Annotated in this window: 14 protein-coding genes; 9 read left to right on the top strand and 5 right to left on the bottom strand. The window is 61.2% G+C overall.

From position 1 onward, the window contains the following. Positions 1–2: 2 nt before the first annotated feature. The 7 genes from pstA to KKY_RS01495 all read left to right on the top strand — a co-directional run bounded on the left by pstA (position 3) and on the right by KKY_RS01495 (position 7,593). Positions 3–1,364: a phosphate ABC transporter permease PstA gene (gene pstA / locus KKY_RS01465; protein WP_050811616.1), complete on the top strand. Its 1,362-nt coding sequence runs from the start codon at positions 3–5 to the stop codon at positions 1,362–1,364. After that, entirely contained in the window at positions 1,361–2,230 is an 870-nt protein-coding gene (gene pstB, locus KKY_RS01470) for a phosphate ABC transporter ATP-binding protein PstB (protein WP_014129501.1), read from the top strand. The genes pstA and pstB overlap by 4 nt, the downstream gene beginning before the upstream one ends. Before the next feature lie 65 nt (positions 2,231–2,295). Then, on the top strand, positions 2,296–3,003 hold the full coding sequence (phoU, locus tag KKY_RS01475; RefSeq protein WP_014129502.1) for a phosphate signaling complex protein PhoU: 708 nt from the start codon (positions 2,296–2,298) through the stop codon (positions 3,001–3,003). Positions 3,004–3,006: 3 nt separating this feature from the next. Continuing rightward, positions 3,007–3,705 carry a phosphate regulon transcriptional regulator PhoB gene (gene phoB, locus KKY_RS01480; RefSeq protein WP_014129503.1) on the top strand — a complete coding sequence of 233 codons (699 nt, stop codon included), beginning with the start codon at positions 3,007–3,009 and terminating at the stop codon, positions 3,703–3,705. Between the two features lie 192 nt (positions 3,706–3,897). After that, the gene (locus KKY_RS01485; RefSeq protein WP_014129504.1) at positions 3,898–5,379 is read left to right on the top strand and encodes a UbiA family prenyltransferase; all 1,482 of its coding nucleotides are present in this window, start codon (positions 3,898–3,900) and stop codon (positions 5,377–5,379) included. Then, positions 5,376–5,813: a GtrA family protein gene (locus KKY_RS01490; RefSeq protein WP_014129505.1), complete on the top strand. Its 438-nt coding sequence runs from the start codon at positions 5,376–5,378 to the stop codon at positions 5,811–5,813. Before KKY_RS01485 ends, KKY_RS01490 begins: the two co-directional genes overlap by 4 nt. Before the next feature lie 52 nt (positions 5,814–5,865). Beyond that, positions 5,866–7,593 carry an ABC transporter ATP-binding protein gene (locus KKY_RS01495; RefSeq protein WP_014129506.1) on the top strand — a complete coding sequence of 576 codons (1,728 nt, stop codon included), beginning with the start codon at positions 5,866–5,868 and terminating at the stop codon, positions 7,591–7,593. A 101-nt stretch (positions 7,594–7,694) separates the two neighbouring features. On the opposite strand, the gene KKY_RS01500 is transcribed toward KKY_RS01495, so the two are convergent. Genes KKY_RS01500 through KKY_RS01510 form a run of 3 tightly spaced genes read right to left on the bottom strand, consistent with a single transcriptional unit; the run spans position 7,695 to position 9,793 of the window. Beyond that, positions 7,695–8,924: a glycosyltransferase family protein gene (locus tag KKY_RS01500; RefSeq protein WP_014129507.1), complete on the bottom strand. Its 1,230-nt coding sequence runs from the start codon at positions 8,922–8,924 to the stop codon at positions 7,695–7,697. Between the two features lie 51 nt (positions 8,925–8,975). Continuing rightward, positions 8,976–9,392, bottom strand: a complete 417-nt coding sequence (locus KKY_RS01505) for a fluoride efflux transporter FluC (RefSeq protein WP_041528511.1) — start codon at positions 9,390–9,392, stop codon at positions 8,976–8,978. After that, a complete protein-coding gene (locus KKY_RS01510) occupies positions 9,389–9,793 on the bottom strand; it encodes a fluoride efflux transporter FluC (RefSeq protein ID WP_014129509.1) in 405 nt (134 codons plus the stop codon). The genes KKY_RS01505 and KKY_RS01510 overlap by 4 nt, the downstream gene beginning before the upstream one ends. Before the next feature lie 1,747 nt (positions 9,794–11,540). Between KKY_RS01510 and KKY_RS01515 the strand changes: the two genes are divergently transcribed. Further along, positions 11,541–11,969, top strand: a complete 429-nt coding sequence (locus KKY_RS01515; protein ID WP_014129510.1) for a PACE efflux transporter — start codon at positions 11,541–11,543, stop codon at positions 11,967–11,969. Here KKY_RS01515 and KKY_RS01520 read toward each other — a convergent pair. Both KKY_RS01520 and KKY_RS20225 read right to left on the bottom strand, forming a co-directional pair. Next, positions 11,966–12,268, bottom strand: coding sequence for a DUF4342 domain-containing protein (locus KKY_RS01520; protein WP_014129511.1), 303 nt, complete (start codon positions 12,266–12,268; stop codon positions 11,966–11,968). The two genes, KKY_RS01515 and KKY_RS01520, sit on opposite strands and share 4 nt — an antisense overlap. A gap of 36 nt (positions 12,269–12,304) precedes the next feature. Beyond that, positions 12,305–12,502, bottom strand: coding sequence for a hypothetical protein (locus tag KKY_RS20225; RefSeq protein WP_014129512.1), 198 nt, complete (start codon positions 12,500–12,502; stop codon positions 12,305–12,307). Between the two features lie 140 nt (positions 12,503–12,642). On the opposite strand from KKY_RS20225, the gene KKY_RS01530 reads away from it, so the two are divergent. Further along, entirely contained in the window at positions 12,643–12,855 is a 213-nt protein-coding gene (locus tag KKY_RS01530; protein WP_014129513.1) for a hypothetical protein, read from the top strand. Positions 12,856–12,936: the final 81 nt, after the last annotated feature.

Genomic DNA, 12,936 nt, shown 5'->3' on the forward strand with positions numbered 1-12,936 from the left:
CCATGAGTGATACATTGCTCTCCAACGCCGACCACGGCGCCGCCAACCGCGAGCGCGTCCGCAAGAGCCTCGCAAGGCGTCATCGCAGCGAAACCATGTTCCGCTGGGCCGGCATCCTCTCGATTGCCGCCGCGCTGGGGTTCGTCGCAATCCTGTTCGGGATGATAATTTCCAAGGGCCTGCCGTCCTTCTGGCAGTCCACCGTGCATGTCGAGGTCTATTTCGATCCCGAACTTATCGAAGGCGGGCCGCAACCCCAACGCCAGGACAGCGCATCGGACGCCGACCATAGGGCGGCGATGGTTCAATGGCAGCGTGACGTCACGCTCTCGAACTGGAACGCGATCGTCGATACGGCACTTCGGACAAGCGCCCCCGATTTCGAAATCGAAACGCGCGATCTCCTGGAGCTTGTGACGTCGGCAGCCCGCTTCCAGCTTCGCGACCGCTATTTCGCCGACCCCGATGTGCTCGGGCAGACAGTACCCGTGACCATCCTCGCCTCGGCCAATACCGACAACTGGCTCAAGGGTACCATCGACCGCAGCCAGCCCGATTCCCGCCAGCAGCTTTCGGCCTCAACCCGACAGCTCGCTGACGAGCTGCTCGCCGAGGGCGTCATCAGCTTCGATTTTGCCTGGCATATCTTTACAAATGTGGACAGCCGCTCCGCGCCCGCTTCGGCCGGCCTGGCGGGCGCGTTCATGGGCTCGCTCTACATGATGCTGATCGTCATCGTCCTGGCCGTGCCCATCGGCGTCGCGAGTGCTGTCTATCTCGAAGAATTCGCGCCCAAGAACCGCTGGACCGATCTCATCGAGGTCAACATCAACAATCTGGCTGCGGTGCCCTCCATCGTCTTCGGCCTGCTCGGCGCCGCCGTGTTCATCAATTATCTCGGCCTGCCGCGATCCGCGCCACTGGTTGGCGGGTTGGTGCTGACGCTCATGACGCTGCCGACAATCATCATCGCCACGCGCTCGTCACTGCGCGCCGTGCCGCCCTCGCTGCGCCAGGCAGCACTCGGGCTCGGCGCTTCGCGCAACCAGACGGTGTTCCATCATGTCCTTCCGCTGACCTTTCCGGGCATCCTGACCGCCACCATCATCGGCGTCGCCCAGGCGCTTGGCGAGACGGCGCCGCTTCTGTTGATCGGCATGAGCGCCTTCATCGCCAACATTCCGGCCAATCCGCTCGATTCCGCGACGGCGCTGCCCGTGCAGATCTATCTCTGGCAGGGCAATGAGAACCGGAATTTCTTTGAAGCCCGCACCTCGGCTGCCATTATGGTCCTTCTGGGGATGATGATCCTTTTGAATGCCATCGCCATCTTCCTGCGCACACGATTGGAGCGCCGCAAATGACAATCGGAACCACAATGGACAGGAGTGCAACGCCTCCGATGAACCAGACCAGCACAGCGACCGGCGAGACCGGTTACCAGACAGTACGCACGCCCGACGATACCGGCCACCCCGCGCGCCTTAAGGCTCAGGACGTTTCGGTTTTTTACGGCGATAAGCAGGCGCTGTTCGATGTTTCGATCGACATCCCCGAAAAGGCCGTCAGCGCTTTTATCGGCCCGTCGGGTTGCGGCAAGTCGACGTTCCTGCGCTGCATCAACCGCATGAACGACACCATCGAGGGCTGCCGGGTCACCGGCAAGGTCGCGCTCGACGGCGACAATCTCTATGATCCCAGCCTCGACGTGGTCGAGCTGCGGGCCCGGATCGGCATGGTGTTTCAAAAGCCCAACCCGTTCCCCAAGTCGATCTTTGAGAACGTCGCCTATGGCCCCCGGATTCATGGGCTGGCGCGCAACAAATCCGATCTTGAGGAAATCGTCGTCACCTCGCTGCAAAAGGCAGGGTTGTTCGAGGAGGTCAAGGACCGGCTTCATTCGCCCGGCACAGGGCTTTCCGGTGGCCAGCAGCAGCGCCTTTGCATCGCTCGCGCCATCGCGGTCGGTCCCGAAGTCATCCTTATGGACGAGCCCTGTTCGGCTCTCGACCCGATCGCGACCGCCATCATCGAGGAACTGATCGACGAACTGCGCACCAATTACACAATCGTCATCGTGACCCACTCGATGCAGCAGGCCGCCCGCGTTTCGCAAAAGACCGCGTTCTTCCATCTCGGCAAGCTGATCGAGGAAGGCCCGACCGAGGCAATCTTCACCAATCCCCGCGAAAAGCGCACCCAGGATTATATAACTGGCCGCATTGGGTAGGAGCGTTCGCAGAAAAAGTGGGGACCGGTTTTTCGGTTCGCGAACGCGACAAAAGGGAAAAAATTATGCCCAATTCAAACGAACATATCGTCACCTCCTACGAGGACGAACTGACCGAACTGGCCCGTTCGATTTCGGAAATGGGCGGGCTTGTCGAAAAGGCGATCACCAACGCCACCGATGCACTGATCCGTTCGGATGCCGACCTGGCGCTGGCCACTGTTGCCGCCGACAAGAAGGTCGACGCCATGCAGTCCCAGATCGACGAGATGGCGGTTTCGATCATCGCCCGGCGTCAGCCCATGGCGCAGGATCTGCGTTTGGTCATCGCCTCGATCCACGTCGCCAACGATCTCGAACGCATCGGCGACATGGCCAAATCGACGGCCCGGCGCTCGACCCAGTTCGAAGGCATTGCCATGTCGAGCCAGTTCAAGAACGGGCTGCGTCACATGGGTGAACTCGTCCAGCGCCAGGTCAAGCTCGCGCTCGATGCCTTTGCGGCGCGCGACAAGGACATGGCGGTCGACGTGGTCGAGCGCGACACCGACGTGGACGCCCTCTATGTCTCCCTGTTCCGCGAGCTTCTGACCTATATGATGGAAGACCCGCGCAACATCACGATGTGCACCCATCTCCTGTTCTGCGGCAAGAATCTCGAACGCGTGGGCGACCACTCGACCAATATCGCCGAACAGGCCTATTTCCTCGCGACCGGCAAGACATTGACCGCCGAAGCCGAGGACTTCACACGCGAGCAGATCAAGGGCTAGTCAATGACTCCGCAGGTTCTTGTTGTCGAAGACGAAGCCGATCTCGTCGAACTTCTGCGTTACAACCTCGAAGCCGAAAACTTCACTGTCGCAACCGCCGAAGATGCCGAAGAGGCGATGCTGCGCATTGCCGAAAACACTCCCGACATCATCCTGCTCGACTGGATGCTGCCGGGCACCTCGGGCATTGAAATCTGCCGCCGCATCCGCGCCCGCACCGATACCGCCCGTATCCCGATCATCATGCTCACCGCGCGCGGCGAGGAAGAAGAGCGCGTGCGCGGGCTGGCGACCGGCGCCGACGATTACGTCGTCAAACCCTTCTCGCTTCCCGAGCTCATGGCCCGCATCAACGCCCTTTTGCGCCGGTCCAACCCGCAATTGATCGCCGCGATCCTCAAGGCCGGCGATATCGAGCTCGACCGCACCACCCATCGCGTGCGCCGCTCGGGCAAGGAAGTCCATCTCGGACCCACCGAATACCGCCTTCTCGAATATCTTATGGGCAATCCCGGCCGCGTCTATTCGCGCGAGCAATTGCTCGATGGCGTCTGGGGGACCGATGTCTATGTCGATGAGCGCACCGTGGACGTCCATGTCGGCCGGCTGCGCAAGGCCATCAACCGCGGTCGCGTAAAGGACCCGATCCGCACCGTGCGTGGCGCGGGCTATGCGTTCGACGAAAAATTCGTTGCCAATTAGGGTTTCAAAATTAGTTGGCATTTTATCGATCGGGTTTGTGTTTTGTTGAGCCAGATCGACAAAGCGTAAATTTTGTTCCGCATTTGACTGATTTACGCGTCGCGCCTGATTAACGCTTATTTGCTGTTTGCTTTGCACCACACCTTCGCGCCCGCGATAACGGGGGCGAAATTTGCAGAGCGAGCAGGTGCGATGCCCAAATCAGCCATTGCGGTCAAACAGATCCGTGCCGACCGGGAACCCGGATCGGGCCTTCTCCCGCTCGTCCTCGACCTCGACAACACCCTGATCCGCACCGATTTGCTGCACGAGACGGTTTTCGCCTATCTCAAGCAGAACCCGCTCGGCCTGTTTGCGCTTGTTGCTTGGCTTCTAAAGGGCAAGGCCCATCTCAAGCAGCAACTGGCCCGGCACGTGACGCTGGACGTCGATGACATTCCACTCAACGATGAAATCGTCGCCTACGCCGAAGCCGAAAAGGCCAAGGGCCGCGAGATCATTCTCGCTACCGCCGCCGATAGCCTGCTCGCCATACGCATCGCCCGCCGCTTCCTCTTCATCGACAAGACGCTCGCCTCGGACGGCATCACCAATCTCAAGGGCGCCACAAAGGCTGAAAAGCTGGCCGAAATGTTTCCCGACGGCTTTGTCTATGCCGGCGACAGCCGCGCCGATCTTGGCGTCTGGAAAGTCGCCAAAGGCGCCGTCCTGGTCGAAACCGCCGGCAGGGTAGGGCGCGCGGCAACCCGCCTGACCCCGGTCGAGCACACGATAAAGCGTCCCGCCCGCCTCAAGGATTGGGTCAAGGAAGCGCGCCTGCACCAATGGGCCAAGAACGCGCTGGTCTTCGTGCCGCTCATGCTGGGCGGGCATATGCTCGATCCCGCAGCCTGGGCGAGTGCCGGCATTGCCTTTCTCGCCCTGGGCATCCTGGCCTCATCCACATACCTGCTCAATGACCTCTGGGACATCGCCGACGACCGCCGCCACTGGTCCAAGCGCAATCGCCCGCTGGCCGCCGGCCGCATATCGATTGCGCACGCCGTCGCTGCCATGCCCGTCGCCATGATTGCCGCTTTCGCGCTCGGCGCGCTGGTCAATCCTTTGGTCGTCGTAACGCTTGCCGCCTATCTGGCCCTCACCGTCGCCTATTCCCTGGGCATCAAACGCAAGCCCATCCTCGATGCCTTCACCCTTGCCGTGCTGTTCACCATTCGGTTGGTGCTCGGCATCGTCGCTGTGGGCGTCATGGCCTCGCCCTGGCTGCTTGTCTTTTCCATGTTCCTGTTTGCCTCGCTCTCCTTTGCCAAGCGCAACACCGAGGTCCAGCGCATGACCGACAATGGAGGATCGGGCCGCATCAGCGGACGGGGCTATTTCACCACCGATGCGCCCTTCATCATGGCCATGGGTGTGGCGAGCGGCATCGGCTCGGTGCTCATTCTCGTGCTCTATCTCACCCAGGATGCGCTGGCCGCCGATTTCTATTCGGACTCCATCTGGCTCTGGCTCATGCCCGCCGCCCTGTTCCTGTGGATCGGCCGCATCTGGATGCTCAGCTTTAGGGGAGAACTCAACGACGACCCCGTGGCCTTTGCCATGAAGGACCCCAAGAGCCTCATGCTCGCCGCCGGCCTGGCGCTCGGCTTTTTCCTCGCCTGGATCGGCATATGAGCCCGGAAGCGTTCCTGAAACTGCCCCAGCCCGTGCGCTTTCTGCTTCTGGGTGGGCTGGCGGCGGCCATCAACTGGCTGGTGCGGTTTCCGCTTTCGCTCGTCCTGCCGTTTCCCGCCGCAGTGTTCGTCGCCTATCTCATCGGCATGAGTGCGGGGTTCACGCTCTATCGCGCCTATGTCTTCCCCAATTCCGCCCGCCCCGTCGCCGCACAGGCCACCCTGTTTCTCATCGTCAACGCCATTGGCGCGGTGATCGTCATGGCGGTGTCGCTGGTCCTGCTCGATCATCTGCTGCCGGCAATCGGCTGGCGTTTCCTGCCCGAGGCCCTTGCGCACGGCACGGCAATCGGCGTCGGTGCTGTTGCAAATTTCTTCGGCCACAAATATCTCAGCTTTCGAGCCGCACCGGAGCGTGCAGAAAACTTGACTTGACGAGTCTGGTTTAGGCGCGCTAGGTCCGGGCGGTATTGAAAGCGATCCGACCATGCTGCGCCGATTTTTCTCCTATTACGCACCCTATAAGGGCTTGTTCTTCCTCGATTTCGGCTGCGCGGTCATCGTCGGTCTGCTCGAACTGAGCTTTCCGGTGGTGGTCCAGCTCTACGTCGATCAGCTCTTGCCCAGTCAGAACTGGTTCTGGATTCTTGCCGCCGCTGCCGGTCTGCTTGTCGTCTATATCCTCAATGCCGGCCTGCTCTCGGTCGTCAACTATTGGGGCCATGCGCTCGGCATCGGCATTGAAACCGACATGCGCCGCCAGGCCTTCGATCACCTGCACAAGCTCTCGTTCCGCTATTTCGACAACAAGAAAACCGGACACCTGATCACCCACGTCACCAAGGACCTCGAAGAGGTTGGCGAGATCGCTCATCACGGCCCCGAGGACGTCTTCATCGCCATCATGACCTTCATCGGCGCCTTCATCATCATGGCGCTGATGAACCTCAAGCTTGCCGCGCTCACCCTGTTCATCGTCCCCGTCGCCGCCTTCCTGATCTTTAAATACGGAAGCGCCATGACCATGACCTGGAAGAGCCTTTATGGCCGGGTCGGCGATTTCAACCAGCGCATCGAGGAATCCATCGGCGGGGTCCGCGCCGTGCGCGCCTTTGCCAACGAGCGTCATGAGCGCAAGCTGTTCGAAGGCGACAACCAGAGCTACCGCACCACCAAGCTCAAGGCCTACAAGATCATGACGGCATCGATCTCCATGTCCTACATGGCCAAGAGCCTCGTGCAGTTGATGGTCATGCTCGCCGGCACCGCGCTCGTCATGTACGGGGAGATGACCTATGGCCAGTTCGTCGGCTTCCTGCTGCTTATCACCGTCCTGTTCCGCCCCATCGACAAGATCATCTCGGTCATCGAAAGCTATCCAAAAGGCATCGCCGGGTTCAAACGCTTCACCGACCTGATCGATACCGAGCCCGATATCGTCGACAGTCCCAACGCCAGGAAAGTATCCAACCTGCGAGGCGACATCGTTTTCGACAGCGTCAATTTCGCCTATTCGGAAAACCGCCCGATCCTGCGCGACATCACCCTGAGCGTCAAAGCAGGCGAAACCATCGCCCTCGTCGGCCCGTCCGGTGCAGGCAAGACCACGATCTGCTCGCTGTTGCCGCGCTTTTACGAAATCGATTCCGGCGCCATCACCATCGACGGCATCGACATCCGCGACATGACCCAGGATTCCCTGCGCAGCCAGATCGGCATCGTGCAGCAGGACGTCTTCATGTTCGGCACCTCGATCCGCGATAACATCGCTTACGGCCGTCTGGGCGCCACCGACGAAGAGATCATGGCCGCCGCCCGCAGCGCCCAGTTCGATAGCGTCATCGCCCAACTGCCCGACGGGCTCGATACCATGATCGGCGAGCGCGGCGTCAAACTCTCGGGCGGCCAGAAGCAGCGCCTCGCCATCGCGCGAATATTTCTGAAAAATCCGCCGATCCTCATTCTCGACGAGGCAACCTCGGCGCTCGATACCGAAACCGAAATGCAGATCCAGCGCGCGCTTTCAGCGCTCTCGGAAGGCCGCACCACGCTGGTCATCGCCCACCGCCTCGCCACCATCCGTAACGCGGACCGCATTGCCGTGGTCGCCGATGGCCGTATCGTGGAAGAGGGCGCTCATGACGCTCTGGTCGCAAAGGCCGGCGCCTATGCCCGCCTGCACAATGCGCAGTTCGGCGCCCGGGCCGCCGAATAGAGTCCCTCTTCCTTTCCTCATCGTCTTCGGGCTTGACCCGGGAACCCGCAACGCTCCGGCTAGCAACAGGAGAAGTGGGCGCCTGTCCGGCCTCCTGAAGTCTACGCCGCCAATCCCAGCGCCAGAAAAGCCATGGTAATGAGGTTAAGCCCGATCCCGAACGTCACAAGCAGCGCCAGCCCGCGCATATCCCGTTCGCTCACCGCCAGGGCAAGCATGTAAAAAACGATGGGCAGCCAGTCGAGAGCATAGCGCTGCACGTTGTACTGCGAATACCCGTTCGAGTGATAGAACAGGGTCGGCACCGCGATGACGAGGATCGTCGCGATCCCGATCAGCACCGGCCGGCGCATCGGCGCGAAAAACGCAAACAGAACGAACGGGCTGGCCGCCAGAAGCGCCGTGCCCGACGGATCGAGTCCGACGGGATCGACCATCGCATTGCCGCCGAAATCCATGTGAAAACCCTGCACGAACAGATAGAGCGCGTTGAACAGCACATAGGCCGACGACCAGAGCCCGTGCTCGGCCAGCCGAGTGTTGATCATCGACCCACCCTCGGCAATATCGGCGCCGATCATATAAGGGTAGCCGGTCTGCATCGGATCGCCGAACCGAAGATAATTGTAGGCAAGATAGATCAGCACGGCGACGCCCGCCGGAAGGCCCAGCTTGAGCACCCGCACGATATGGGAGCGCGAAAAGCTGATCAGCGGCTCGAACCGGTCCAGCGACAGGGCAAACAGGAACGGCAGATAGAAGACTGCCATCTGCCGGCACAAAAACGCCGCCCCGATGCACGCCCCGGCCAAAATCAGGCTCCCCCCGCGCACCATCTGGTGGATGGCCAGCGAGGTGAAGGCAAACCCGATCGCCTGGGCAAAAAACCAGATGCCGTCGCCGCGAATGGTCACGAAATAGAGCGGGGTGGCAAAGGCCAGCCCCAGCAGCAGCCAGATCGCCACGTCGCGATCAACCTTCAGCCCCTCGAAAATCTGCCACCACAACCACACCGACAGCGCAAAGGCGATGGCCGAGAGAAAAACGAAGCCGGAAAAATTGACTCCGAACAGCGCCACGAAGGGCAGGGCGATGATCGCCGGGACGGGCGGAAACATCACGAAGATCTTGTCCTCGAACCGCGCGCAATCGCCATCGAAACAATTTGTCGTGTCCAGCCGCCCGTTAAGAAACGCCTCGGCCAGCAGCGCATAGCTGTTCGAGCCGGGGTCCTCGATAATGGCGTAAAGCGCCAATCCCCCCGCCAGCGCCAGCGCCATCAGCGCGGCAATGGCAAACAGAACGCCCATGGCGTTTATGCGGCTGAGCATGATTGTGATCCCCAGGGCCTTCTACCTGCAGGGTTTATGGCAGCGACCCGTTTAAGATTTGGTTTGGGTGGCCGTCTCTTTTGCCGCAAACAGCGCCATCCCGGCGCTCCAGCCCAGCCACACCGCACCCATCCAGCCGATAATGGAAACTGCGATATATCCCAGCGCCATAGTCCATGCCCCCGACATGACCAGAAGCAATGCTTCGAGCGAAAACGCCGAAAACGTCGTGAACCCGCCGCAGAACCCGGTAACCAGAAACCCGCTGAGAATGGGCGAACGCACGCGCTGCACCGACCAGGCGGCAATCAGCCCGATCAGCGCCGATCCTGCGATATTGGCGGCCAGCGTTCCCGCAATGAACCAGTCGGGGAATGTTGCAAGCGCAAGCAGTGACAGCCCGAAGCGGGCCATACTGCCTGCCGCCCCGCCACACGCTATCGCGGCGACAAGCGATCGCGCGCTCACGGCATGGCCCCCATTGAATGGATCAGCGCAAACCCGATCGCGGTGGCCGAAAAACACAGGATAAGCGAAGCACCGATATTGAGAAGCGCCGGACCGCCATGCCCCTCGCGCAACAAGGTCAGTGTCTGCAGCGAAAAGCTCGAAACCGTCGTATAGCCCCCGCACAGCCCGACAACCACCAGCAGCCACGCGAGCTCCGATGGTGTCCCCGTCACACCCGGCTCGATGAAGAATCCGGCGATAAGTCCAATAAGCAGGCAGCCTGTCACATTGACGGCAAGGATGCCGAAGGTCCCATGGCCCAGCTTTCGCGCGACAATCGTTGAAACAAAATGACGAACGACCGCTCCGATACCGCCGCCAAGGCCAACCAATATCAGAGCGAACAGGGAAGTATTCATTCCCCGACAGTGCCCCCGATTCCACGCCCTTGTCGAGATCGCCATTTCGCGGAAACGCCTCACCTCTCTCCCTCGCTGCCCGGTCCCGGCCTTGGCCAGGGCAATTCCCAACCGGGGCGGGGGACTCGCCACAGCCCCCGCTCTCGTTGCCCCGGCGAAGGCCGGGGTCCATGTGCCTGTTCGTTCGCTTGTGAGCATAGGGCCAGGCTGCTGGATCCCGGATCGCGTCCGGGACGGCGATGGGTGTCGGGTCATGCTCCCGGCTCCATCGCCACCCCACATCCTACCCCCATCGTCGTGCTTGACCCGGGGACCCGCTGCATCGGGCAGCCGCTGAAGAGGTTTGATTATGGGGAGAAGAAGCGAACACCACTTCTCCCGCATTCGGTGGCAGTCCCTGCGGATCCCCGGGTCGAGCCCGAGGATGACGATGGAGAGGGGGAGGTGCCGGCGAGCAAGCCTCACCCTCCCTTGCTGCCCCGGCAAAGGCCGGGGTCCATGAGCCTCTCTTCACGCACCGGAGGGTCGGCAAGGCTGCTGGGGCCCGGATCATGTCCGGGACGGCGATGGGTGTCGGGTCATGCTCTCGGCTCCATCACCACCATTCACCCACCCCCATCGTCATCCTCGGGCTTGACCCGGGGATCTGCTGCATCGGGCAGCCGGTGAAGGGGTTGAGGAGCCGTGAGACGCGAGGGGTCGCCACTTCTGCGCTGCACAACAGCAGCGTTGCGGATCCCCGGGTCAAGCCCGAGGATGACGAGGGGGAGGATGAGATGCTGGAGAGCAAGCCCTTACCCACCCAGCCGCAAAAAACTTTATCCCCGCTCCCTCAACCCCATGCCATTCTCGCCTCACGGCCGCACCAGAGACGAGGATGCATACGAGCTTCCGGTGAGGGCGGGATTGGAGAAGGGGGAGCATGGGTCCGAGCCTTAGGACCGCATCGGCCCTCGGGCACTTCGATCCCATCCGACAGGCCGATCCGGGTTCCTTGCGGGTCGCCGCAGGGAAGGCCCAAAGCGGACAGATGGCCGGGCGAGGAGTGGTATCCACGTCGTACTCCCGAAAGGGAGAGGGGCACCGACGGGAGGTTGGCAGGGAAAGTGGGCACCGGTTTCCCGGTTCGCCAACCGACCCACTAAAAAAAGCCAATATCCCGGACGACAAACCCCAGCCCGAGACGCCGCCATAAGCCAAAAATCCCGGATGCGTGGGGCGATGATCGCTTCATATAAAAACTAAATCATGCGGAGCGTTCATCGCCCCATGCCGTCTGACCAATTCAAAAGCCGAGGTCGTGGCCGTCGGAGATTTTCGCATGGCCGAAAGAAAGGCCCCTCACCGGCCTGCCGGCCGCCCTCTCCCCCAAGGGGCGAGGGTTAAGCTTGCCGGAGCGTTGACGATCAACTACATCGCCCGGAAAGCCGCAGCGTGACTCCCTCGCCCCCCTGGGGGAGAGGGTTGGGGTGAGGGGCCTTGAGCGCTCGTGGCACTCTCACCTCTCCCTTGGGGGAGAGAGCCTGCCCCGGACGCAATCCGGGGTCCGTGCGAAGCGGCGGGTGAGGGGGCATTCCCAAAACCCGGCGCTTCCCTGAAGGGGCTCTCGCCGAAACAACGGACCCATAAGTCAAATCTTGACTTCCCCGCCCCAGCCCCTAAATAGCCCTTCGTGAGGACGACCTCCCCCGCCAAGGGCATTGTTTTCGGGACGACCCGAGCTTTTCAGCCAAGGAGTTCCCCAATCATGCGCACCGCCTGGGATCGCGTCCGCCACGCGCTTTTCTTCGAAATCATCGGCCTCATCCTCGTCATTCCGCTCGGCGCATTGGCCTTTTCGATGCCCATGCACGATATCGGCGTGGTCGGCCTCGTCTCGGCCACCATTGCGATGGCCTGGAATTATCTCTTCAATTTCGGCTTTGATGCCATCATGCAACGCACGGTTGGAACGACGCTGAAATCGGTGCGCCTGCGCATCGTTCACGCGGTGCTGTTCGAACTGGGTCTCTTGATCGTCCTGATGCCGTTCATCGCATGGTATCTGGGCATCACCCTGATCCACGCGCTGGTCATGGATATCTCGTTCGCCCTGTTCTACATGGGCTACGCATTCGTCTTCAATCTGGCCTATGACCGGGTGTTCCCGCTGCCCGAATGGAGGCAGGCGGCCTAATCTTTTTCATCCGGTTCGCCATCGTCATTGCGGACGATTTCGACCTTGACCCTGGTCGCCAGTGCCGCAATGGCGCCGATGGCGGCCAGCCATGGGGCCGCGAGGGTCACGACACCGCCGGCGATCGCGCCTGCGGTCAGCGGGATGTCGAGAAATACGTCGCCGCCTTCGGTCTTGATCCGCAGCGTGCGCACATTGCCTTCGGCCAGCAATTCCTTGATCCGTGCGATCAACTGGTGCCCGGCAATTTCGAACTCTTCGGTAAAGCTGCGCTCGCGCTTGTTTTCGCCATCATCCATTCCGGGTCTCCTGCAGATCCAAGATATGAAAGGCCATCACGAGTGCGGGGGTGTCCGCCCCGCTCCACGATCTATCTCGTGCATCATGGTGGCCACGACATCGTCAACTTCGACATGGGCCTCCGGATGCCGTTCCACAAGAGACCGGGCTTCACTTTCGATGTCGAAGGGCCTGCGGCTGGCGAGGATGTCGCGAAGGCGATCGGCAATGTCTACGGCAAGCAGAAGTTTCATTGAGCCATCTCCCTGCCCCCAAGCGCCGGATTAAACGACGCCCAATTGAGGCCGTCAAGAAATCCTGTCGATCGGCGCACTTGTCCCCGCGCCCCAGTCGGGCATTATGATCGCCCTCGATGAAACGCAAAGGCAGCACAATGGCCGCTTCCACCCTCACCATAGTGGGATTGTCCCATGACATCGCGCAGAAAAAGTCCTACGTGAATTTCGTCTGGGCCAATGACCCGTCAAAGAGGCTGGGGCTCGAAGTCCCCTACGGCCTGTCCCTCGACCAGATCGAGGCTGAGGCCCGCAAATCGGTCGATGCGCTTTCCGGCGAACTGGCCGCCTGCAAGCTGGAATTGCCGTAACGGCAAACGGCACAAAAAAAGCCCCGGACAGGGCCGGGGCTTTTCGGTATCGGAAGGCTTTAGGTTGTGTGGACCGTTAGG

This window comes from Pelagibacterium halotolerans B2 (genome assembly GCF_000230555.1).
GTDB lineage: Bacteria > Pseudomonadota > Alphaproteobacteria > Rhizobiales > Devosiaceae > Pelagibacterium > Pelagibacterium halotolerans.